This is a genomic window from Mycobacterium pinniadriaticum, from assembly GCF_026242045.1.
Taxonomy (GTDB): Bacteria; Actinomycetota; Actinomycetes; order Mycobacteriales; family Mycobacteriaceae; genus Mycobacterium; species Mycobacterium pinniadriaticum.
In genome coordinates, this window is record NZ_JAPJDO010000002.1 from 334,823 (window position 1) to 356,962 (window position 22,140).

Below are 22,140 nucleotides of genomic sequence, written 5' to 3' on the forward strand. Positions count from 1 at the left end.
CCTTAACTCTCCAGTCCTAGAATTCGGGCCGCGTTGCCGTACAAGAACTTCGGCCATACCTCGTCTTTGAACGGAACCTTGGGCAGATCACTGAAGATGCGTTCCAGTGACAGCCCCATCGGGAAGTAGCCGGCGTAGATCACCTTGTCCGCACCGCGGGTGTTCGCGTAGTCGATGATGGCCTTGGGGTAGTACTTGGGTGCGAATGCCGATGTCGAGTAGTAGAGGTTCGGCCACTTGAGCATCAGCTTCACCGCAAGGTCCTGCCACGGCTCGCATCCGTGGCGGGTGACGAACACCAGATCTGGGAAGTCGAACATCACCACGTCGATCCGCGAAACCTCTTGCGGTGCCATGGGGATTCGCGGACCTGGGACGCCTGCGCAGACGAAGATCGGGATCCCGAGCTCTACGCAGGTGGCGTAGATCGGGTACATCTTCGGATCGTCGATGGGCACCTGCGGGAAGGTGCCCGACGGGAAAACGGATGTCGCGCGGATGCCGTAGGTCTCGTACTCGCGGCGGATCGCTGCCACCGAACCCATCACGTCATTGGGGTCCGAGATGGCGCCCGAGGGGATGAAGCGGTCGGGGAACATCTTGAGCGCCAGCTCCGCCGCCGAGCCCTCGCTCACCCCGATCATCGACTTCTCGATGCCGAACCGGTCCATCTGCTGCAGCAGCAGCGACACCGGGTCGTCGGTGGGAAGGCCCTTGGGTACGTCCTTGAACATGTACTCGACCGGAAAGTCGAAGTCCTCTTTGGACTGGCGGTCCTTGGTCTGCTTGCGGATGAAATCGTATTGAGCGGTTCCCTCGTGGGGAAATCCGATCATCGTGTCGATCACCGGCAGGCCAACCGGTCCGGACATCCTGTCCTCCCATCGCAAGACCGCGGCGGATACCGTCGCGCAGACCATAGTGAAACACCGTTCTACCTCATGTCAAGAATAGGATGCCGTTTTAGCTGGTATAACGCCCCTTCTATGCGCCAAGATGTCGTAGCATCGTAGAAGAGTGTTCTCGAACGGGAGGTGACTACAGTCAACACGCCAGTCCCCGATCTGGTGTCGCCGGCCGGACGTGTCGTCCCGCTCTCGGAGATGACCAGCGGCCAACTCGCGCGTCGCGCGAAGATCATCGAAGTGGTGATCGGTCTGATCGCCGAGGTCGGTGCCGACGCCGTTCAGATGCGCGATGTCGCTCAGCGGTCGGAAGTCGCCCTGGCCACCCTGTACCGGTACTTCAGCTCGAAGGAAAACCTGCTGGCCGCCGCACTGGCGGATTGGCAGAAGCGGTTGACCCGACGAATCCTGGCCGGCGGAGGTCCCTCGGACAGTGATCCGGTACCCGGGGTGTTGGACTATCTGCGGCGTGCCCAGCGGGCGTTCAATCGCAACCCCGAGATGACCGCGTTGATGCTGCAGATGATGACGTCGACGGATCCCGAGGTGCGCTCGGCTCTGGATCAGATGGAGCGCACCAACGTCGAGCTGTTCAACCGCCTGCTGGCCGGCGTTGCGCCCGAAGTCATTCCGCAAGTGACCTTCGGCCTCAACGCCGCACTCAGTGCCGCGCTCGCCGGCTTGCGAGTCGGACGGCTGACGTTGGACGAGTCGCTGAACCATGTCGAGTGGGTGGCGCGTGTCCTGCTCGCCGAGGCGCAGCGGTGACACTGTCCGCACAGTTGTGGGCCGACAACGCCGACCTGGCCGCCGAGGTGCTGGCACATCCATTCGTGCGCGGGATCGCCGATGGGTCGCTGCCGCGTGAGCGGTTCGCGACGTACGTGGCCCAAGACGCCTACTTCTTGGAATCCTTCGCCCGCGCATATGCGTTGGCCCTAGCGCGCAGTCCGGACACCTCGACGCTGCTCGCGTTGGCCGATCTGATCGCCGGCGTCCGGGACGAGCTGAACCTGCACGCGTCCTACGCCGAGTCGTGGGGGATCGACATGGCCGGCGAGCAGCCGCTCGCGGCAACGTCGGCCTACACCGAATTCCTTCTCGCGACCGCGGGGACGCAGCAGACCGGTGTCATCTACGCGGCGATGACGCCGTGTATGCGCCTCTACGCGTGGCTTGGTCAGTCCCTCGACCCCGATTGTGCCGGGCCCTATGGGCACTGGGTGCAGACCTACGCAGATCCGGAATTCGAGAAGATCGCTCATCTGCTGGAACGGCTGCTCGACGATGAGGCCGAGGACACCCCGCCGGTGCGCCGTGCCTACCGGCGGGCTATGGGCCTGGAACTCGAATTCTTCGAAGCCGCCCACAACTCCGGCAGCTGACGGTTCACAGTCACGGCCGGCCTGGCATCAGGATTCGGCGACCAGTCGGCCGGTGACGGCTCCGGCTTTGAGTCGTTCGATGGCATTCGGTATGTCGTCGAAGGCGATTGCCTCGGTGGGGATGGTGAGATCACCTGCAGCCATGAAATCCAGGACCGCTTCCAGGTTTCCAGGGTGGCCACCCCGCGCACCGAGTAGCGCGACCTCCTTGAAGACGAGTTCAGCGGTGGGGATTGTGGCTTCGTTTCGACCCAGGCCGACCTGGATGACGCGTCCCCCCATCCGCACGGCGCTGATCGCACCCGCGGTGGTGCTGCCGACGCCCGCGAAGTCGATGATCATGTCGAGTTGATGTGGCGCCAAGGCGTGCACATCACTGACCACCTCGACGACGCCGCGTTCCTTGGCGAGGTCCCACACCTCGGATCTCGGTTCGGCTGCCACGACCTCGGCGCCGCACAGCACGGCGATTCGGGCGCCGGTCAGGCCCAGGCCGCCGAGTCCGACGATGCCGACACGCTCACCCGGCCTCAGCCGACCGATCTCCACCACCGCGGCGTAGGCGGTCTGGCCCGCGTCGGTGGCCGTCGCGGCCTGGCTGAAGTCCAGGTGGTCGGGGAGCTTGATGACTCCGCTTGCCGAGGCCAGACACTTGTCGGCGAAACCTCCGTCGCACGACCAGCCGGGTGCGCCGGATTCCGTGAGCGCGATGACGACACGGTCGCCGATGTCGAGGCCGGATACGTTGGCGCCGACCGCCGAGATGATGCCGGCCACTTCATGACCGGGGATGATGGGCAGCTTCGGAAGCAGCGCTGTGAGGGTGCCGTCGAGGAAGCCGAGATCGCTGTGACAGAGGCCGGCGGCACGGACGTCGACGACCACCTCGCCCGGCCCAGGTGAGGGGTCGGGGCACTCGACACGTTGCAGAGGTTGGTTCGCACCGGTCAGCTGCCATGCCTTCACTGCGTGCTCCGATCTCCGTCGATTCCGGTAAGCCTGGCGCTTACCTCGCAAAGCCGTTCCGCCAGCGCGCCGTCCCGCGCGAGTCCGGAGGGCTGCTTCACACGGTTGCGGTCGAAGTAACTGCCGGTCCGCTCCGCGACCGCGGGATCAAGCGCCAGATGGGTGACCCGAGAGCCGCCCTCGGCCGGTGAGATCATCACCAGTCGTTTCGTGAGCGCCACGAGCGGGCGCGCGAAGCCGGGGGTGCTGTTCCAGATGTCGGTGGCGACAGCTCCGGGGTGCAGAGCGTTGACGGTGACGCCCGTCCCCTCGAGTTGGCTGGCCAATGCCCTGGTGTAGAGGACGTTTGCCAGTTTTGACCGGTAGTACGCGGCAAAGCCGTTGTACCCCTTCGGAAAGTCGGAGTCGTCGAAACGGGGTGGTGCTGCTCGGTAGTGCCCGGACGACGCGGTGATGACGATGCGCGCCGGTGCGCTGGCGACGATGAGCGGTCTGAGTCGTTCGGTCAGCAGGTAGCCGGCAAGGTGGTTCACCCCAAAGGTGGCCTCGATGCCATCCTGAGTCTGACTGTGGTGCAGGAACATTCCGCCGGCGTTGTTGATCAGAACGTCGAGATGCCCGTAGGTTGCCAGCACCTGATCGGCCAGCGCGTCCACGGCAGTCAGAGACGCGAAGTCTGCCAGCAGCGCGTCGACACGCGGTGCCCCGGCGGCGCGAACGCGGGTGCTGGCCGCGGCGAGTTTGTCCTCACTGCGCCCGACCAGGACCATGTGATGTCCTCGAGCGGCGATCTGCTCGGCACAGTGCAAGCCGATGCCGGCCGTCGCTCCGGTGATCAGAACGGTTTTCACGTGATCGTGGGCAGGCTGTCCCAGCCGCGGCCGGTAGACGTCGACGAAAACCGTGAATTGCCGGTATCTACTTGCCACTCCGGGAATCGGTTGAGGATCTCCTGCAATGCGATCCGCCCCTCCAACCGAGCCAGAGCCGACCCGAGGCAGTAGTGGGCCCCACCTCCGAAGACTATGTGTGGGTGTTGCTCGCGGTGGATGTCGAACACATCGCCATCGGGTGGATGCTGACGACTGTCGCGGGTTGCCGAGGCGAGGAGAAGCAACATGACGCTGCCTTCCGGGACGGTGTGCCCATGTATTTCAACGTCTCTCGTCACGTAACGCGCGACGTTGGGTGCCGGTGTCTCGAAGCGAAGCAGTTCCTCGATCGCCTGCGGAATGAGCTCCGGGTTCTCCGCGAGCTCGCGTCGCTGCCCAGGGTGGTCGGCAAGTATTTTTCCTGCCCAGCCGATCAATCTGACAGTTGTCTCGTTTCCCGCACCCGCCACCACGTTGACGTAATTCAGCAATTCGGCCCGGGTAAGCCGACGCACCGTCCCCGTCTCGTCCTCGAACTCGGCATTGAGCAGGTCGGTCATGATGTCGTCGGACGGGTTCTTCGCCCGCCACTCGATGTACTCGCTGAACATGTCGGCACCCTGGGACAGGCCGTCGAAAGAGGCGTCGAGAGGTCGTCCGTCGCGTGTTCGCATTTGGGCGTTGGAGTGATCACGGACCGCCTCGCGGTCAGCCTCGGGAATACCGAGCAACATGCTGATGGTCTTCATCGGCATCTGTGCTCCGAGGTCCTTGACGAAATCGAAGCGGCCGGTGCCCACCAATGGATCGAGGCTTTCAGCGCAGAACTCGCGGATGCGGGGTTCTAGCGCCTGCACCTTGCGCGGCGTGAACATCCGCGACAGCAACTTGCGGTGGACGTCGTGTAGTGGGGGATCCTCGAAGATCAACACCCCGGGCGGAACCTCGATATTCGCCTTGATGAGTTCTGCAATCGCGGTGCGGGCCGAGCTGAACGTGCGGTGGTCGACGAGCGCGGCCGACACGTCGTCATGACGACTGAGTGCGAAGAAGTCGTGGCGGTCGTTGTAGTAGAGCGGTGCTTCATCGCGCAGCCGGCGAAAAACCGCATATGGATCGGCGTTGAGTGCAAAGTCGTACGGGTCGTAATAGACCCGCTCGGCGCCGGTAACCGTCATGGATCGCCCATTTCTCCAGCACAAACTTATACGATTAAGTAGGCAATCTAACACCCGCGAGTCTGGAAGGGAAGAACCGCGGCTGCCTACGTCGACCGGCGGACCACGAGGGAAGCAAACGCCCGAGTGGGTGCCGCCTCGTCCGGAGGAAAGCCGAGCTCGGTCAGAAAGGCTGTCACTGAAGCGCTGGCGATCGCGTCGGCATCGAAGGCCACCGACGTCAGCGGCGGATCGCTCAGTTCTCCGAAGGCCCCGGCGTCTGCCGCGGTCACGGCGACGTCGTCGGGGCATCGAAGACCGAGCCGGCGCAAGGCCCGCATCACGACGATTGCGGTCGGCTCGGTCTGGGCGCAGACCGCCGTCACCCCTGCGGTGTGCCATCGAGCGACGGCGGCAGAGTCTTCGTCCACTCTCGCCGCGGTGGCCGACAGCACTTCCGGGAGGGCGTGTTCAGCTGCCGTGCGGCGTAGCCCGGCGAGCCAGTAATCACCTTGTGGACGCATTGTCTCGTCGTCGGAATACGCAAATGCCAACTGACGGTGACCTCGCGCCGTGAGGTGCTGCACCCACAGCTCGCCGACGACATCGTTGAGCTCGCCGAGCGCCTGCAGGGTGCCGCTGCCCAAGTAGATCTGTGGGAGGCCCGCGGCGGCCACCGCGTCGAGCACAGTGCCACTCAGGGGAAACACACTGGCTACCGCAACGGGGCGAAGGTTATGAATGGCGGCGATCACGTCGTGCGGATCGTTGGTCTCGATTTGCAGCGAGAGCACGATCCCGCGTTGCGCCAGGGCGGCCGTCAGGCGGCTACCGACTTCCATCAGAACCTCGCCGAGCGCCATCCGCGGAACTACGTAGAGCACAAGGCCGCTGCCACCGACGCGGAGGTTGCGTGCCACGAGATTGGGGCGGTATCCCAGGCGCTTTACCGCTTGCAGGACTGCCGCCGTGGTCTGCGGCGAGATCGACTGCCCGCTGACGTTGTTCAGCACGTAGCTGACGGTCGCCTGTGAAACCCCAGCCGCGCGTGCAACGTCGGCGGCCGTGGCCGGCTTTGCCTCGCGCGGGTTGTTCAATCGCCCTCCGAATCAGTTGTGACCGGGAAAGGCGGCCGGCAGGGAGAACGACTCCCTGCCACTTTCAACATATAGCGCACCGGGGGGCTTGCGGCAAGGCCCCCGGTGCGTTGCAGAATCGCTGCCCTGAAAGAAAACTCACTGCACAGGGGGTATGCGAGTGCGCCAATGTGGACACGATCACGCCGTGGTGATCGCCGGGGGTGGACCCAGCGGGCTGATGCTGGCCGGCGAGCTGGCGCTGGCCGGGGTGGACGTCGCGATCGTCGAACGCCGCACCAGTCAGCAGGTGATCGGCCAGCGGGCCGGCGGGCTGCATTGCCGCACGCTCGAGGTACTCGATCAGCGGGGGATCGCCGAGCGGTTCCTCGCGGCCGGGCAGGCCGTGCAGGTTGCCGGGTTCGCCCAGATCCGGCTGGACATCAGCGACTTTCCCACACCGCACCCCTACGGACTTGCGTTGTGGCAGAGCGATATCGAACGTCTCCTCGCCGAGTGGGTCGGCGAACTCGGAGTACCGATCCGGCGCGGATCGGAGGTGACGCGTTTCACCCAGGACGAGCGCGGCGTGGTCGTCGAGGTCTCCGACGGCCGAATGCTGCGCGCCCGATATCTGGTCGGCTGCGACGGCGGCCGCAGCAGGGTCCGCAAGGCGGCCGGCATCGACTTCACGGGCTGGGACCCGACGACGAGCTACCTGATCGCTGCGGTGGAGGTGCGTGATGAGCCGAAGTGGGGAATCCACCGCGACGCCATCGGCATCCACGGCCTGGACCGGCAGAAGGACGGCGAACCGGTCCGGGTCATGGTCACCGAACGGCAACTCGGGCCTTCCACCCAACCCACATTGGAAGATCTGAGTGCCGCGCTCACCGCCGTGTACGGTACGGACTTCGGAATCCACAGTCCCACATCGATTGCCAGGTTCACCGATGCGACGCGGCAGGCGGCGGCGTATCGGGACCGGCGGGTTCTCCTGGCCGGCGACGCCGCCCATATCCACCACCCGGTGGGTGGGCAGGGCCTCAACACCGGGGTGCAGGACGCGGTCAATCTGGGCTGGAAGCTGGCGCAGGTGATCAACGGGTGGGCACCCGACACCGTGCTGGACACCTACCACGCCGAACGACACCCGGTGGCCGCGCGGGTGCTGCGCACCACGATGGCGCAGATCGCGCTGCTACGCACCGACGAACGCACAAAGGCGTTGCACGACAACGTCTCCGAACTGCTGAGCATGGCCGAACCCCGCAAGCGGTACGCGGCCCGCATGTCCGGGCTCGACATCCGGTACGAGCTTGGCGACGGGCACCCGCTGCTCGGCAGGCGCATGCCCGATCTCGAACTGCGCACCGCCACCGGCTCGGTGCGTATCTTCGAGCTCCTCCACGACGCCCGCCCGGTGCTGCTCGATCTCACCGCACCATCCGAGATCGACATCCACGGCTGGGCCGATCGAATCAAATTGGTATCGGGCCGCTACGGCGGAAGGTGGGAGCTTCCGGTGCTCGGTACGGTCAGCGCGCCCGGCGCGGTGTTGATCCGTCCCGACGGACATGTGGCGTGGGTGGGCCAGCGCTCCCCAGCCGGGCTCATCGACGCGCTCACCAGGTGGTTCGGCCCACCTGTGGTGGCGGCGTAACGCGACGGGGCGCCGCCGGCGATCAACATGGCGACAAGCGTGGAGGAAGTCATGGTGATTGGGCGGGTTGGATCGGTCGTGCTGGCGGCAGGAATCGGGCTGGCCGGGCTGGCCACCGGTACCGCGTCGGCGGCCCCCGAATGCGCCGATTTTCACTGGATCGGCGCAGCGGGATCCGGCCAGCGTGACGGCGCGGGCCTGACCGCCAACGGCGGCATGGGCTCGGTGGTCTACCAGTCCTACCAGCAGCTGAAGGCACAACTGGCCGCCGAAGGCCGGACCATCGACGCCGAGGCCGTGCAATACCCCGCGACGGCTGTCCCGCTGGAGGGCAGCCTGGGCGGCTGGCTCGGGTTTCTCGGCAGCGTCGGCGACGGCACCGAGGCGACCGCCGACCAGTACGAAGCGTTCACCCAGCGCTGCCCCGCCAGCAAGGTGATCCTGGCCGGCTATTCGCAGGGCGCCATGATCGTCCATCGCAACCTGTACGACCTCGCCGACGACCCGCAGCTGGCGGCGGCGCTGCTGATCGCCGACGGTGACCGGCTGCCCGTCGACACGACGATCAAGCTGGGGTCGACGGCCGTCACGGCGGGCCGCGGGGAGGGTGTCGCCCAGGAGCATTCCTTCCTGGCGTCGACCAACACCGCGACGCTGCCACCGTCGATCGGGGTGCGCACCATCAGCGTCTGCGATGTCGGCGACCCGGTGTGCGACTACGACCCGGACGCCAAGGTCTCGGATGCGGCCATCGCCATCCACACGTCCTATGCACCCGCACCGGGCGGTCCGCACGCTTGGGGCGCACCGCTCTACAGCCTGGTGACAGCCACCAAGACGGCGCCGCCGGTGGAGTTGACCGCACACACCGCGTGAGCCGTGTCGGGATGAGTTTCTCGGCACCCATCCGTTCTGGCCATCAGGGAGCTGTCCAGCCCCCGCACGCCAGAAAGGGTTCATCATGAAAATCGTCGTCATCGGTGGCACCGGTCTGATCGGGTCGAAACTGGTGCAGGCCTTGTCCGATCGCGGCCATTTCGCCGTCGCCGCGGCGCCCTCGACAGGGGTGAACACCCTGACCGGCGAAGGGCTGGCCGAGGTGATGGCCGGTGCCGACGTCGTCGTCGACGTCTCCAACGCCCCGGCGCTGGACGATTCGGCGAAGGAGTTCTTCCACACCGCCACCACAAATCTCCTCGCCGCCGAGGAGAACGCCGGCGTGGGCCACCATGTCGCCCTGTCCGTGGTGGGTACCGCCGAACTGGCCCGCCAGAGCGGCTACTTCCAGGCCAAGCTCGCCCAGGAGAAGCTGATCAGCGAAGGCCCTCTTCCATTCTCGATCGTCCACGCCACGCAGTTCTTCGAGTTCGTCAATACCCTGGCCGATTCCGCGACCGTCGGCAATACCGTCGTGTTCCCGCCGGCGTACTTCCAGCCGATGGCCGCTGCCGACGTCGCCGAAGGGGTTGCGATCGCCGCGGTCGGCCAGGCGGTGAACGGCGTCGCCGAAATCGGGGGCCCCGACATGGTTTTGCTCCCCGACCTCATCCGGACCGCTTTGACCGCCCGCGGTGACAGCCGCACCGTCATCGCCGATCCCACCGCCCAGTATTGGGGGATCGACATCGGCGAGCGCACGTTGGTTCCCGGCGCGGGAGCGACGCTCTTCGACACCCGGTTCGCGGATTGGCTTCTGGCATCGGCCGCGCGACCGTGAGCCGGGCGGTCGTGGACGTCTACGAAGCCGTGCGGAGCAGACGGGCGGTGCGCGGGTTTATCGACCGGCCCGTCGCACCCGAGGTTCTGCACCGGGTGCTGGCGGCCGCGTCCTGGGCCCCGTCGGGATCCAATATCCAGCCTTGGCGGATTTACGTGGTGACCGGAGCGCCACTGGCCGAATTGAAGAAGGTTGCCGTCGAACGCGTCACCGCGGGTTATCCCTGGGACGAGCGGGAGTACGAGATGTATCCGGCCGACCTGGCGTCCCCCTACCGAGAGCGCCGATCGGCGTTCGGTCGGGACCGATACGCGCCACTCGGTATTGACCGCGACGATTGGGAGGCGCGGCAACGGGCGGCCGTCGCAAATTGGGACTGTTTCGGCGCGCCCGCAGCGCTGTTCTGCTACATCGACCGTCACCTTGGCCTGCCGCAGTGGGCAGATCTGGGCATGTATCTGCAGACCGTCATGTTGGCGCTGCGGGCAGAAGGTCTGCACAGCTGCCCGCAGATGGCGTGGTCGCAGGTTCGGCACACCGTCGCTGACGTCGTGTCACCGCCCGACGACCTGATCCTGTTCTGCGGGATGTCGATCGGATACGAGGACGTCAACGTCGACTATCAGCGAACTGGCCGCGCGCCCCTTGAGGAGACCGTCACCTTCTTCAGCGGCTAGTCCCACCCTGCAGACCGCATTTTTCACCGGTCCCCATTACCATCGGAGCCGAAAACGGATCGCTGGGGGCAGACGGTGGTGCCTAGCACGAGCGACGACTCGGCCGCGCAACTGCGTGGGCGGGCCGCGGAGTGCCGCACGCTCCAAGATGTGGTCGACGCGGTCCGCTCGGGCGACTCACAAGTGCTGGTGCTGCGCGGCGAGGCCGGTGTCGGCAAGACGGCGTTGGTCGGCCACCTTTCGCAGCAGGCAGCGTCTTTCCGGATTCTGCAGGTCGCCGGTGTCCAGTCCGATATGGAGTTGGCCTTCGCCGCACTGCAGCAACTGTGTGCGCCGCTCATGGAACATCTGGTTGAACTGCCCGCCCCTCAGCGCGATGCGTTGGACGTCGCGTTTGGCCGTGGGGTCGGGGAGGCGCCGGATCGCTTCCTGGTCGGTCTGGCGGTCTTGAGCCTGATGGCCGCCGCAGCGCAACACCAACCCCTGCTGTGTGTGATCGATGACGCGCAATGGCTCGATCAGGTGTCGGTGCAGACCCTGGGCTTCGTCGCGCGTCGACTGCTGGCCGAGCCGATCGCGATGGTGTTCGCCGCCCGTGACGATGGTGCCGAGGTGCTGACGGGGCTGCCCGAGCTCACCGTTCGCGGGCTGTCTGACGGCGATGCCCGTGAACTGCTGGAATCGGCGTTGCTCGGCGGCATCGACCCTTCGGTGCGCGACCGCGTCGTCGCCGAGACGCGCGGTAATCCCCTTGCCCTGCTTGAGGTTCCACGGACAATGTCGAGCACGGAGCTGGCCGGTGGCTTCTGGCTCTCGGGTTCGGCGTCGTCACCGGGCGCGATCGAGACCGGTTACGTGCGACTAATCCAAGGACTGCCCGAGCCGACCCGGCGGCTGCTGCTCGTGGCGGCGGCCGAACCCGTGGGTGATGCAGCGCTGTTTCTTCGTGCGGCCGCGGCACTGGGAGTTCCAATCGATGCGCTGGCCCCGGCCGAAGCCGCCGGGGTGATCGAGTTCGGCCCACGAATGCGGTTCCGGCATCCGCTACTCCGGTCGGCCGCCTATCGCGCCGCCGACCTGGCTGAACGCCGGGTTATCCACCGGGCGCTGGCCGATTCCACCGATGCGCAGGCCGACCCCGACCGTCGGGCCTGGCATGCCGCCAACGCCGCGACAGGTCCTGACGATGCGGTGGCGGCGGAGCTTGCGGGGTCGGCGGCCCGCGCCGAGGGCCGGGGCGGGATGGCGGCTGCAGCGGCCTTCCTCGAGCGGGCGGCCATCCTGACCGCTGATCCGGATCTGCGGGGAGCGCGGGCGTTGGCCGCGGCCCAAGCCAAGCGGGACGCCGCGGCACCGGCAGCCGCTCGCGAGCTGCTCGACCTCGCCGAGCGGGGGCCGTTGTCGGAAGTGCAGCGGGCGCGGGTGGCGCGGCTACGAGCCCAGATGGACTTCGTGCGCAGCCGGGCCGGTGAGGCCGGTGCCCCGGCTGTGCGTGACACCGCGCAAGCACTGCTTGATGCGGCCCGCCGCCTGGAGAACCTGGACGACCACGCATCACGAGAGAGCTACCTGGAAGCACTCGCGGCGTTGATGTATGCCGGCCGACTCGGCGAACCGGATGCGCTGGTCGGTGCCGCCGAGGCGGCTCTGGCCTCGCTGGGCCGGGAAACCGAACTGTCGCGTGCGGTGGACTTCCTGCTCAAGGGGATCGCCGAACGGATCACCCAAGGAGTCCGCGCAGGCACCGATTCGTTACGAATCGGGTTGCACCACATGTGCGCCCTGGCGGCGACCGACGATCGCAACGTGCTGCGGTGGATGGTTCCGGCCTTCCCGATCCTGCAGGAATCGGCCGCCCACGAACTGTGGGACGAGACAATCGTCCAGCAGCTGGCCACCGCCGCGGTGCGAGCCGCCAGGAATGCCGGCGCGCTCGCGACGCTGCCCAAGGCGCTCGTCTATCAGGCGGGCGTTCACCTGGTGGCCGGTGAATTCCATACGGCCACAGCCCTTGTCGAAGAAGCCAACGCGATCACCGCGGCGACGGATCACTCTGCGGCCGTCAAATACCATGCGCTGATGCTCACCGCTTGGCAGGGCGATGCGATCGAGGCCGGCCGGGTGATCGAGGTGACCAAGGCGGATGGCCTCAGAAGGGGCGAAGGTCGAGTGCTCGGCCTGACCGGGTATGCCGCGGCTGTGCTCTACAACGGGCTGGGCCGCTACGACGATGCCCTGGCCGCCGCGCGAACCGTGTGTGAATACGAGGACCTCGGCTTCTACAGTTGGTGCCTGTACGAATTGGTGGAAGCGGCCGCGCGCAGTGGTGACCGGGAGACGGCCGCCGAAGCGATACCGAAGCTCGCCGAACGGGCCGGTGCCAGCGGGACCGATTGGGGCCTGGGCGCGCTGGCCAGCGCCCAGGCGATGCTGGCCGACGATGACGCCGCCGACGCGCTGTTCACCGAAGCCATCGAACGGTTGGGGCGCACCACGATCGCCGTACACCACGCGCGGGCCCAACTGGTCTATGGCGAGTGGCTGCGGCGGGTACTCCGCCGCGCGGATGCTCGACACCACCTGACCGAAGCCTACGAGACATTCGTCCGAATCGGTGCGCAGGCCTTCGCCGAGCGTGCGCGCCGAGAACTGGCGGCCACCGGGGAGCGGGTACGTGTGCAGCAGCCGAGTTCGGGTGGTGGGCTGACCGCCCAGGAGGCGCAGATCGCGCGGCTGGCCGGCGAGGGTCTGACGAATCAGGAGATCGGCGCGCAACTGTTCATCAGCACCCATACCGTCGAATGGCATCTGCGCAAAGTGTTCGCCAAGCTGGGCATCACCTCGCGCAGGCAACTGCGCGCGATGTCCTGGGCCGGTTAGAGCTCGAGCGACCACGGACCCGGAACTACGGACTACGGGTTTTCAAGGGTTCGCTCTCTGGGCGCGGCAGCGAGGCTGATTTCACCAGCAATCGCACCCAGGAGATTGAAACATGACCCCCACGTCCCTTCCTCGGCGAACCGATCCGGACGCCGCCGCGCGATTCGCCCGCGACGCGCAACCCCTGTTCGACGCGCTGCTGCGCCGGGCCCGCGGGCTGACCACGACCGCGGTGGACGCCGAGGATCTGGTCCAGGACACCCTGTTGAACGCGTTCGTCGGGTACCACACATTCTCCGACGGCACCGACTTCAAGGCCTGGCTGTTCCGCATCCTGTACAACCGCTGGGTCAGCACCTACCGGGCCAAACAGCGCCGGCCGTCGGAGGTGCTGATCGACGACGTTATCGAGGGTGACGTGGCCGGCAGCCCGGTCGGCTTGTCCACCGCGTCGCGCTCGGCTGAGGCCGAGGCACTGACCAGGCTGCCCGACCATGCCATCAGGTCGGCGATGGCCACCTTGCCCGCGGATTTTCGTACCGCACTTTTCTACGCCGAGGTGCGGGGCCACACCCTCGCCGAGACCGCCACGATCCTGAATGTGCCGCGGGGCACCGTCATGTCGCGGGTGTCGCGGGGCAGACAGCGGCTGCGCGCCGCGCTCGCCGAGTCCGGGCACGCATCGATCGCGCAGATCGCATGAGTGCCGGCGAACTGGCCGGCCAGACGGCCCTGATCACTGGCGGGACCGCCGGCATCGGGTTGGCATGCGCCCGGCTGCTGACGGCCGCTGGTGCCGCGGTGACCGTCACCGGCAGAGATCACCGGCGCGGTCGGGCCGCGATCGAGAACATCGCCGGTGACGCCCGGTTCGTCCCGGCGGATCTTTCGAAGGCCGCATCGGTGACGGCGCTGGTGGAACAGACGCGGGATATCGACATCCTGGTCAACAACGCCGCAAGCTTTCCTGGGGCGCTGACCGTCGACCAGGACATCGCAACCTTTCAGACGACGTTCGACACCAACGTACGGGGCACGTACTTCCTGACCGCAGGGCTGGTCGGGGGGATGTTGCAGCGACGGCGGGGCAGCATCATCAACGTCACCTCGATGGTCGCATCCAAGGGTGTCGGTGGGGCGTCGACCTACGGAGCGTCCAAGGCCGCCGTCGAATCGTTGACCCGTTCGTGGGCAGCTGAATTCGGCCCGTACGGAGTCCGCGTCAACAGTGTTGCGCCCGGGCCGACCAAAACCGAAGGGGTCGAGGCGCAATGGGGTGACACCAACGACGAGCTCGGCCGAGCATTGCCGCTCGGCCGGACCGCCCACCCCGAGGAGATCGCGTACGCGGTGCTGTTCCTGGCTTCGCCGCGGGCAAGCTTCATCACCGGCTCGACCCTGCACGCAGACGGCGGCGGAACCGCCGTCTGACTCAAAGAGGAGAACGACATGTCCAAAAGCTATGACGCCCAGTGGGAGAACGCCCTGACCGTTGTGCAGGAAGTACAACAGCCGGTCATCCCGGACGGAGCCGACGTGATGACCGTCGTCATCGAATATCCGCCAGGTAGCGCTGGCGCTCCACCGCACCGCCACCCGAGCGGACCGGCGTTCGGCTACATGCTGGACGGCGAGATGCTCTTTGAACTCGAAGGGCAGCCGCCCCGTGTCATCCGCGCGGGCGAAGCGTTCTGGGAGCCGGGTGGCGACGTTATTCACTACTCGGACGCCAACAACCGCGATGACGTCGCAAGCCGCTTTGTCGTCACCATGGTGTGCGTGCCGGGGCAACCGATGCTCGAACTGGTCGATGAGACGGAACTGGCAGAGCGTCGTCACCTTCGGGTAGCCGCACGGCAAGCGCCGGAAGGGAACTGAAATCCCATGTCACGCATCCTGCTTCAGACGACAATCACCAAGTACCCTGACGACTGGGACATCACCCGATTTTCCCTGCTCGCCGCGGAACTGCGGGCCGCCGGCCACGACGTAGTCGCCCGCAACCGCGCGGGCCATGACGACGATCCGGTACTCAGCCGTCTTGACGAACTGGGCTTCGACCAGCTGTGGGTGATGGCGGTCGACACCGGTGCCGGCCTGACCGACACCGAGGTCGACGCCATCACCAGGTTTCGCCTGGCAGGCGGCGGGGTCCTCACCGCCCGCGACCACCAGGACCTGGGTTGCTGCCTGACCCGCCTGGGATCCTTGGGACGGGTCAATGAGTTCGCCGACGCTGGCGTCGGTCAGAGCCACCTCTGCGACGATCGGGACACCCCGACGATTTCGTGGCCGAACTACCACTCCGGGGCCAATGGCGACTACCAGCCGGTCTTCGCCTCGGCGACGGTCCACCCGCTACTGAAGACCCCGCGCACCGCCACCGGGCGGGTCGAATGGTTCCCGGCTCATCCGCACGAGGGCGCTGTCGTACCGAACGCGCCCTGCGCCACCGTCGTGGCCCGCGGCAGAAGCAGCGCGAGTGGCCGCAGCTTCAACCTTGCCGTCGCGCTCGACGGTGAGACAGCGCCCGACGGCACTGTGATGGGGCGGGGGCTGGCCGAATCGACCTTCCATCATTTTGCCGACTACAACTGGGACGTGAACTGTGGCGCACCGTCGTTCGTCAGCGAGCCGCCCGGTACGCAGATCCAGGCCGACCCGCGGCCACTGGTCGCCTTCAAGGACTACATCCGCAACATCGCGGACTGGCTGCATCCCAGGGTCCGCGCCGGCTCGGGGGGGCTCAGCGTGACCCACGCATCGCTGTCGTAGTCTGACGTCTCGGGTGCTTCAGACACAGGAGGCAACAGTGAGCGAACACGAAGTCAAGATGGTCATCCTGTCGACCGACGACCTGGATGAGTCGATCAAGTTCTACAGCGACACCCTGGGCATGGGACTGAAATTCCGCGACGGCACCCACTTCGCGGCGCTCGACGGTGGTCCGATCACCCTCGCGCTGGCGACGGAGATCGACCACCCGATCCCCGGACAGGTCGTCGTCGGGATCAAGACGGCCGATGTCGACGCCGCGGCGAAGGCCGTCGAGGCCGCCGGCGGCGGCATCGTCAAAGGTCCGTACGACGACGCGCACGAGCGCCGTGCCGTGGTCTACGACAGCAAGGGCAACGGCTTGGTGTTCTACAGCCCGCTCGCACCCAAGTAGGCGGCCTTCTCGACAAGGCGCTTGCCGAGCGCGGTGACACGGCGCATGGGTAGGGCGACGAACGGGTGCGGCGCAATGATCAGTGCCACCCGTCCGCCGTCGTCGAACACAGGTGCACAGATCGACGCGATGGGCTGTGGCCGAGGCGCCGAATCGTTTTCGGGCAGCAGGCCGATGGTGGCGCATTCGACCAGCAGCTGATCCAACATCGCTCGCGCGGAGCGAAACCTGTGGGGTCCGGCCGTCGTCTTCGACTGCGTCGGCGCTTGGTGCACCGGCGACACTCTCGACATCACTACCGCGACCCGGCAGGGGGTGACCATCCAATTCGGTGGCGGACCCATGCCGCAGGACTGGTATGGCACCCTCGATGCGATCGCCGTCAAGCGCCTCGACCCGTTGCCCGGCGTGGGTAGGATCGTGACCCTCGAGCAGGTACCCGAAGCCATCGACATGGCCCGGCGACCCGAGGGACCGCCGCGCATCATCGTGCACCCGAACGGAGACACCACGTGAGTGATCTTCAAGATCGCCAAGATATCTCGGACCTTCTGATCCGCTACGCCACCGGTATCGACCGTCGGGACTGGGATCTGTTCCGAACCGTGTTCACCCCCGATTGCCATCTCGATTACGGCGAGATCGGCGTATGGGACGGCGTCGAGGCGGTCACCGAGTTCATGGATGTCGCGCACGCCGCTGCCGGCTACCTCATGCATCGGATCAGCAACATCGCGATTGATCTGCAGGGCGATCGAGCCGTGACCCGCTGTTACATAGACGCGTGGATCATGGCTGCCGACAACAATTCTGGCGTGAATGCCAGGGGCTTCTACGATGACGAGATCGTTCGCACCGACGCCGGCTGGCGGATCGCGCGACGGACGTTCACCACGGTACAGGTGGTGTACTGATGAGTGACGACTTCTCCCGGCGGTACGGGCCGTGGGCCCTGGTCGCCGGAGCCTCCGATGGCGTGGGTGCGGCCTTCGCCGAAGCTCTCGCCGCGCGCGGACTGAACGTGGTGTTACTCGCTCGCCGTCTTCCGGTTCTCGACGAAGTGGCGACGGGTATACGCGATCGCTACGGCGTCCAAACCAAAACGCTGGCAGTCGATCTCGCCAGTCCAGGCGCGGCCGCCACCGTCGCAGACGCCACCACCGATCTCGAGGTCGGGTTCCTGGTGTATTGCGCCGGGGCAGATCCGGATTTCCGGCCCTTCCTGTCCAACTCGATCGAAGCAGCAGAAGCGATGGTGCAACGCAACTGCATGGTACCCATGCAGCTGTGCCACCATTTCGCCGCCGCGATGGTGCAGCGGGGCAGGGGCGGGATCGTGGTGTTCGGCTCCGGGGCGGGGTTCGTCGGCGGGCCCAACATGGTGGCCTACGGTGCATCCAAGGCGTTCGACATGGTGTTCGCCGAGGCACTGTGGAGTGAACTGCACGACAAGGGTATTGACGTGATCGGGCTGATCCTGGGCAAGACCGATACGCCCGCGCTGCGCAAGCTCGAACACCAACGCGGCACGCTCGGGTCCGAAGACGAGTCACCGCCCGATGCGGTGCCGGTCGGCGAGGTGGTCGACGAGGCGTTCGCCAACCTGACCAACGGGCCGACGGTGCTCGTCGGTGAGCAGATGCGCGGCGTGGGGCAACTCTTGGCCTCGATGAACCGTAACGACGCCGCCCGGCTGATGGCGCAGTCCGTCGCCGCGGCAATGGGACCGGACTGAGCCAGAGCCGAGCACCTGCCGCCCGCCTGGGCGAACGGCAACCCGCAGGTTTGGGACGACGGGTGGCAGCACTGGGGCGTCTGGGTCAACGGGGCTGTCAGCTGTTGCGTTCTGAGTGGTCGGTAGTTGTCGGTGGTGTGCTGTAGGAACAGGAGCATGAATCTTGCGGCGTGGGCTGAGCGCAACGGTGTTGCGCGGGTTACTGTGTATCGCTGGTTTCGGGCGGGGCTGTTGGCGGTGCCGGCTCGGCGAGTGGGTCGGCTGATGCTGGTTGGCGGGTCGGTACCGGAGACCGGCCGGCCCGGGCAGACGGCGGTGTACGCGCGGGTGTCGTCGGCAGATCAGAAATCCGATCTGGATCGGCAGGTGGCGCGGGTGACTGCGTGGGCCACCGCCCAACAGATCCCGGTCGACAAAGTCGTCACCGAAGTCGGTTCCGCCTTGAACGGGCACCGCCGCAAGTTCCTCGCATTACTGCGCGACCCGACGGTGCACCGGATCGTGGTTGAGCACCGGGATCGGTTTTGCCGGTTCGGCTCTGAATACGTCCAGGCCGCGCTGGCCGCGCAGGGCCGAGAACTTGTTGTCGTGGATGCCGGCGAGGTTGACGACGATCTAGTGCGGGATATGACCGAGATCCTCACCAGGATGTGCGCTCGGCTGTATGGCAAACGCGCTGCGCAGAACCGCGCTACGCGCGCGCTGGCGGCAGCGGCATCCGATGATGCGGCGGCCGCGTGATGGCGAAGTTCGAGGTTCCCGACGGCTGGTGTGTGCAGGCGTTCCGGTTCACGTTGGACCCAACCAACGATCAAGCCAGGTCGCTGGCGAGGCATTTCGGTGCCCGGCGTAAAGCCTACAACTGGGCCGTCGCCACTTTGAAGGCTGATATCCAAGCGTGGCACGCCACCGGTGTTGAGACCGCAAAGCCGTCACTGCGGGTCCTGCGGAAACGCTGGAACCAGGTCAAGGATGAGGTGTGCGTCAACAGTGAGACCGGCGCGCTGTGGTGGCCCGAATGCTCGAAAGAGGCATACGCGGACGGCATCGACGCCGCGGTGGATGCGTACTGGAACTGGCAGACCTCCCGTGCGGGCAAGCGCGCAGGCAAACGTGTCGGCTTCCCACGGTTTAAGAAGAAGGGACGCGACCCCGACCGCGTGACGTTCACCACCGGAGCGATGCGCGTCGAACCCGATCGCCGCCACCTCACGCTGCCGGTGATCTGATCTGGCCGTGACGCCGCGGGGTCGCGATCCGAACGCCTGGACGGTCGCACCCCGCGGCGTCGCCGCGCGTGCCTTGCTTATGGTCGAACGGTGACGATCACCTATGACGAAGCACTGCGGGAGCAGATCAGCGATCGCTTGGCCGGTCACAACCGCCGCGCGGTGAGCGATCCCACCAAACGGCATGCCGCCGTCGCGGTCGTGCTCGTCGATTCGGCGGCGGGCGAGGACCGGGTGGACCCCGCTCCCGTCGATGACTGGATCGCTGGCCGGCCCATGGAGCCGGGCTTGGACGGACGGATGGTGGGGGTCTCAGGCGGCGCCGCATTCCTGCTGTGCCGCAGGGCATCTCGCCTCAGTGCGCATGCGGCGCAATGGGCACTGCCCGGCGGGCGGCTGGATCCGGGAGAAACCGCGGTGGACGCCGCGCTGCGCGAACTCGATGAGGAGGTCGGCGTCAGGCTGCCCGGGGAATCGGTGCTGGGTCTGCTCGACGACTATCCGACCCGTTCGGGCTACATCATCACCCCGGTGGTGATGTGGGGCGGCGGGCGGCTGGAGCCGCGCCCGGCGCCCGACGAGGTCGTCGCGGTCTACCGGGTGGGGCTACACCAGCTGCAACGACCGGACTCGCCGCGGTTCGTCACGATTCCGGAGAGCCCTCGCCCCGTCGTCCAGATGCCGTTGGGCAACGATCTCATCCATGCGCCGACGGGTGCTGTGTTACTGCAGTTGCGCTGGCTGGGCCTGGAGGGCCGCCACGACCCGGTCGACGAACTCGAGCAACCGCTGTTCGCCTGGAAGTGAGCCCGAAACGCGAATACCGCGCGGCCGCAGTGGTCGCGCGGTATTCGGGCGGGACGTGATCAGGCGGGCGGGTAGACCCCCATGCCCTTGGCCTTCTCGGTCTGCCAGAAGATGTCGGAGATCTTCTCGATGGTCTCGAGCAGCTTCTCGGCCACCGCGGCATCGGTCGACTTCTTGACGTCGCCCGCACCGTGCACGCCGTCCCAGAACAGCTGGTGCAGGTTGGGGAACTGCTCGAAGTGCTCCTTGGTGAAGAAGTCGGCCCACAGCACCATCAAGTGATGCTTGACCTCCTCGGCACGCTGCTCCTTGATGAGGATGGCGCGGGTCCGGAAATGGTCGTCGTCGGAATCGTTGTACTTCTGGATCGTCTTGAGGCAGGACAGTGCCTCGATCTTGGCCTGAGCGGGGTCGTAGACGCCGCAGTACAGGTCGCAATGGGCATGGGCAGGGGTGGCGTTGGCGAAAAGTCTTTGCAGCATGGGCTTAACTTACCCTTTCACGATGGGCGATAACCATGGGCTCGGTTACTGGCCGTTGCGCCGGTTTCTGGTGGTCGAGGACTCCATGAGCCCCACGCTTCGCCCTGGTGACGGGCTGTTGACGGTTCGCGGCGGCAACCCCCGGGTGGGCCAGATTCGGGTGTTCCCCGATCCGACGTTGTCGTCGCGGTGGCTCGTCAAGCGGGTCGGAGAAGTTCAGGGGCGCGGACCGGAGACGAGCTTCCTCGCGCGCTCGGACAATCCCGGCGCGCCCGGCGTCGTCGACTCCCGCCACTTCGGCTGGGTGCCGGTCTCCGGCTCCTACCGGGTGGTGTGGACGGTGCGCCGCCGGAAACGCTGACCGGAGTTTGACCGGCGTACTGGCGAGGTATCCGAGTCCCATGAGTATTTCGGACAAGATCAGCAACAAAGTCGACGACCTCGCCGGTAAGGCCAAGGAGGGAGTCGGCAAAGCCGCCGACGACAAGAGCACCGAGAACGAAGGCAAGATCGACCAGGCCAAGTCGAGCCTGAAGGACGCCGGTGAGAAGGTCAAGGACGCCTTCAAGAACTGAGTCCGTTGCACAGCGGTCCTGCTGACGCAAGACTGCACTGTGCCCATCGGACTGATCTGCGCCATTCCCCAAGAGCTCGGCCACCTGCGCACGCTGCTGCACGATGCCGCGCCGGTGAATGCGGCCCACACCGAATTCGTCACCGGGACGCTGGACGGCTACGACGTCGTTCTGGCCGGCTCCGGCATGGGGAAGGTGAACAGCGCGCTGGTCGCGACCTTGCTGGTCGGTAGGTTCGGTTGCGGCACAATCGTTTTCTCCGGAGTGGCCGGCGGGCTTGACCCAGAGTTGGCGGTGGGCGATGTGGTGATCGCCGACCACGTTGTTCAGCATGACGCGGGCCTCATCGAAGGCGATCGGTTGCAGACGTACCAGGCCGGTCATGTGCCGTTCATCAACCCGACCGATCGGTTCGGCTATCGGGTCGATCCCGATCTGCTGGCCTGTGTCGTCGACCGGCTCGACGACTTCACCCTGCCCGCGCTGTCCGGCGCCGCGGGCGGCACCGACCGGCCGGCCCGCATCAGGTTCGGCACCGTGCTGTCCGGCGATCAGTATGTGCACTGCGAGGCGACCAGGCAGCGGCTGCACGGCGACTTCGGCGGGGTCGCGGTGGAGATGGAGGGCGGCGCTGTCGCCCAGGTCGCCGAGGCGTTCGGGGTGTCCTGGCTGGTCATCAGGGCGCTGTCGGATCTCGCCGGCCATGACTCGGGGTTCGAATTCCTCGCGTTCGTCGAAGAGGTCGCCGCCTCATCTGCCGCGATCCTGCTTCGGTTGCTACCTGTGCTCGCAGACTGACCGCAGCACCTCGATGAGCCGGTCGACATCGGCGGTGTGTTGTAGGG

Annotated in this window: 27 protein-coding genes and 1 pseudogene; 21 read left to right on the forward strand and 7 right to left on the reverse strand. The window is 66.4% G+C overall.

The genetic code is table 11. The annotated features are described in order from the left end of the window. Positions 1-2: 2 nt before the first annotated feature. Positions 3-872, reverse strand: coding sequence for an amidohydrolase family protein (locus tag ORI27_RS03765; protein ID WP_265995164.1), 870 nt, complete (start codon positions 870-872; stop codon positions 3-5). Between the two features lie 162 nt (positions 873-1,034). Here ORI27_RS03765 and ORI27_RS03770 point away from each other — a divergent pair, with 162 nt between their 5' ends. Beyond that, positions 1,035-1,673: a TetR family transcriptional regulator gene (locus ORI27_RS03770; RefSeq protein WP_265995165.1), complete on the forward strand. Its 639-nt coding sequence runs from the start codon at positions 1,035-1,037 to the stop codon at positions 1,671-1,673. Beyond that, on the forward strand, positions 1,670-2,290 hold the full coding sequence (locus tag ORI27_RS03775) for a TenA family protein (protein ID WP_265995166.1): 621 nt from the start codon (positions 1,670-1,672) through the stop codon (positions 2,288-2,290). Before ORI27_RS03770 ends, ORI27_RS03775 begins: the two co-directional genes overlap by 4 nt. A gap of 27 nt (positions 2,291-2,317) precedes the next feature. Here the strand turns inward: ORI27_RS03775 and ORI27_RS03780 are convergent, their stop codons facing one another. The 4 genes from ORI27_RS03780 to ORI27_RS03795 all read right to left on the reverse strand — a co-directional run bounded on the left by ORI27_RS03780 (position 2,318) and on the right by ORI27_RS03795 (position 6,382). Further along, positions 2,318-3,256, reverse strand: a complete 939-nt coding sequence (locus ORI27_RS03780; RefSeq protein WP_265995167.1) for a zinc-binding dehydrogenase — start codon at positions 3,254-3,256, stop codon at positions 2,318-2,320. Further along, complete coding sequence (locus ORI27_RS03785; protein ID WP_265995168.1) at positions 3,253-4,107, reverse strand: SDR family NAD(P)-dependent oxidoreductase; 855 nt, start codon at positions 4,105-4,107, stop codon at positions 3,253-3,255. The genes ORI27_RS03780 and ORI27_RS03785 overlap by 4 nt, the downstream gene beginning before the upstream one ends. Continuing rightward, positions 4,104-5,306, reverse strand: a complete 1,203-nt coding sequence (locus ORI27_RS03790; protein ID WP_265995169.1) for a cytochrome P450 — start codon at positions 5,304-5,306, stop codon at positions 4,104-4,106. The genes ORI27_RS03785 and ORI27_RS03790 overlap by 4 nt, the downstream gene beginning before the upstream one ends. An 86-nt stretch (positions 5,307-5,392) precedes the next feature. Further along, positions 5,393-6,382, reverse strand: a complete 990-nt coding sequence (locus tag ORI27_RS03795) for a LacI family DNA-binding transcriptional regulator (RefSeq protein WP_265995170.1) — start codon at positions 6,380-6,382, stop codon at positions 5,393-5,395. Between the two features lie 154 nt (positions 6,383-6,536). Between ORI27_RS03795 and ORI27_RS03800 the strand changes: the two genes are divergently transcribed. The 10 genes from ORI27_RS03800 (at position 6,537) to ORI27_RS03845 (ending at position 16,467) form a co-directional block, all read left to right on the forward strand. Beyond that, positions 6,537-8,024: an FAD-dependent monooxygenase gene (locus tag ORI27_RS03800; protein ID WP_265995171.1), complete on the forward strand. Its 1,488-nt coding sequence runs from the start codon at positions 6,537-6,539 to the stop codon at positions 8,022-8,024. A gap of 27 nt (positions 8,025-8,051) precedes the next feature. Then, the gene (locus tag ORI27_RS03805; RefSeq protein ID WP_265995172.1) at positions 8,052-8,900 is read left to right on the forward strand and encodes a cutinase family protein; all 849 of its coding nucleotides are present in this window, start codon (positions 8,052-8,054) and stop codon (positions 8,898-8,900) included. An 85-nt stretch (positions 8,901-8,985) separates the two neighbouring features. After that, entirely contained in the window at positions 8,986-9,741 is a 756-nt protein-coding gene (locus ORI27_RS03810) for an SDR family oxidoreductase (RefSeq protein ID WP_265995173.1), read from the forward strand. An 11-nt stretch (positions 9,742-9,752) separates the two neighbouring features. Then, positions 9,753-10,418, forward strand: coding sequence for a nitroreductase (locus ORI27_RS03815; protein ID WP_265995257.1), 666 nt, complete (start codon positions 9,753-9,755; stop codon positions 10,416-10,418). Between the two features lie 78 nt (positions 10,419-10,496). Beyond that, positions 10,497-13,298: a helix-turn-helix transcriptional regulator gene (locus tag ORI27_RS03820; RefSeq protein ID WP_265995174.1), complete on the forward strand. Its 2,802-nt coding sequence runs from the start codon at positions 10,497-10,499 to the stop codon at positions 13,296-13,298. A 112-nt stretch (positions 13,299-13,410) separates the two neighbouring features. Beyond that, a complete protein-coding gene (locus ORI27_RS03825) occupies positions 13,411-14,001 on the forward strand; it encodes a sigma-70 family RNA polymerase sigma factor (RefSeq protein ID WP_265995175.1) in 591 nt (196 codons plus the stop codon). Further along, the gene (locus ORI27_RS03830) at positions 13,998-14,729 is read left to right on the forward strand and encodes an SDR family NAD(P)-dependent oxidoreductase (RefSeq protein ID WP_265995176.1); all 732 of its coding nucleotides are present in this window, start codon (positions 13,998-14,000) and stop codon (positions 14,727-14,729) included. Before ORI27_RS03825 ends, ORI27_RS03830 begins: the two co-directional genes overlap by 4 nt. Positions 14,730-14,747: 18 nt before the next feature. Further along, positions 14,748-15,176, forward strand: coding sequence for a cupin domain-containing protein (locus tag ORI27_RS03835; RefSeq protein ID WP_265995177.1), 429 nt, complete (start codon positions 14,748-14,750; stop codon positions 15,174-15,176). A gap of 6 nt (positions 15,177-15,182) precedes the next feature. Then, positions 15,183-16,073: a hypothetical protein gene (locus ORI27_RS03840; RefSeq protein WP_265995178.1), complete on the forward strand. Its 891-nt coding sequence runs from the start codon at positions 15,183-15,185 to the stop codon at positions 16,071-16,073. 37 nt (positions 16,074-16,110) lie between these two features. Continuing rightward, positions 16,111-16,467: a VOC family protein gene (locus ORI27_RS03845; RefSeq protein ID WP_265995179.1), complete on the forward strand. Its 357-nt coding sequence runs from the start codon at positions 16,111-16,113 to the stop codon at positions 16,465-16,467. Here ORI27_RS03845 and ORI27_RS03850 read toward each other — a convergent pair. Next, the gene (locus tag ORI27_RS03850; RefSeq protein ID WP_265995180.1) at positions 16,443-16,673 is read right to left on the reverse strand and encodes a hypothetical protein; all 231 of its coding nucleotides are present in this window, start codon (positions 16,671-16,673) and stop codon (positions 16,443-16,445) included. The genes ORI27_RS03845 and ORI27_RS03850 overlap by 25 nt on opposite strands. A 109-nt stretch (positions 16,674-16,782) precedes the next feature. Here ORI27_RS03850 and ORI27_RS03855 point away from each other — a divergent pair, with 109 nt between their 5' ends. From ORI27_RS03855 to ORI27_RS03880, 6 genes and pseudogenes are all read left to right on the forward strand, one after another. Further along, positions 16,783-16,983 carry a hypothetical protein gene (locus ORI27_RS03855; protein ID WP_265995181.1) on the forward strand — a complete coding sequence of 67 codons (201 nt, stop codon included), beginning with the start codon at positions 16,783-16,785 and terminating at the stop codon, positions 16,981-16,983. Beyond that, positions 16,980-17,381: a nuclear transport factor 2 family protein gene (locus tag ORI27_RS03860; RefSeq protein WP_265995182.1), complete on the forward strand. Its 402-nt coding sequence runs from the start codon at positions 16,980-16,982 to the stop codon at positions 17,379-17,381. Before ORI27_RS03855 ends, ORI27_RS03860 begins: the two co-directional genes overlap by 4 nt. Continuing rightward, on the forward strand, positions 17,381-18,202 hold the full coding sequence (locus ORI27_RS03865; RefSeq protein WP_265995183.1) for an SDR family NAD(P)-dependent oxidoreductase: 822 nt from the start codon (positions 17,381-17,383) through the stop codon (positions 18,200-18,202). The genes ORI27_RS03860 and ORI27_RS03865 overlap by 1 nt, the downstream gene beginning before the upstream one ends. 156 nt (positions 18,203-18,358) lie before the next feature. After that, positions 18,359-18,943, forward strand: coding sequence for an IS607 family transposase (locus tag ORI27_RS03870; RefSeq protein ID WP_265995184.1), 585 nt, complete (start codon positions 18,359-18,361; stop codon positions 18,941-18,943). Continuing rightward, positions 18,943-19,428, forward strand: a pseudogene (locus tag ORI27_RS03875) (helix-turn-helix domain-containing protein); the annotation flags it as partial. The gene ORI27_RS03870 and the pseudogene ORI27_RS03875, both read left to right, overlap by 1 nt. 93 nt (positions 19,429-19,521) lie before the next feature. Beyond that, positions 19,522-20,238, forward strand: a complete 717-nt coding sequence (locus ORI27_RS03880; protein WP_265995186.1) for an NUDIX hydrolase — start codon at positions 19,522-19,524, stop codon at positions 20,236-20,238. A gap of 59 nt (positions 20,239-20,297) precedes the next feature. Here ORI27_RS03880 and sodN read toward each other — a convergent pair whose 3' ends face one another. Next, on the reverse strand, positions 20,298-20,720 hold the full coding sequence (gene sodN, locus ORI27_RS03885) for a superoxide dismutase, Ni (RefSeq protein WP_265995187.1): 423 nt from the start codon (positions 20,718-20,720) through the stop codon (positions 20,298-20,300). A gap of 85 nt (positions 20,721-20,805) precedes the next feature. Between sodN and ORI27_RS03890 the strand changes: the two genes are divergently transcribed. The 3 genes from ORI27_RS03890 to ORI27_RS03900 are packed head-to-tail and all read left to right on the forward strand — an operon-like array spanning position 20,806 to position 22,093. Then, on the forward strand, positions 20,806-21,081 hold the full coding sequence (locus tag ORI27_RS03890) for a S26 family signal peptidase (RefSeq protein WP_265995258.1): 276 nt from the start codon (positions 20,806-20,808) through the stop codon (positions 21,079-21,081). Between the two features lie 40 nt (positions 21,082-21,121). Then, entirely contained in the window at positions 21,122-21,295 is a 174-nt protein-coding gene (locus tag ORI27_RS03895) for a CsbD family protein (protein WP_265995188.1), read from the forward strand. A gap of 39 nt (positions 21,296-21,334) precedes the next feature. Beyond that, entirely contained in the window at positions 21,335-22,093 is a 759-nt protein-coding gene (locus tag ORI27_RS03900) for a 5'-methylthioadenosine/adenosylhomocysteine nucleosidase (RefSeq protein WP_265995189.1), read from the forward strand. Positions 22,094-22,140 lie beyond the last annotated feature (47 nt).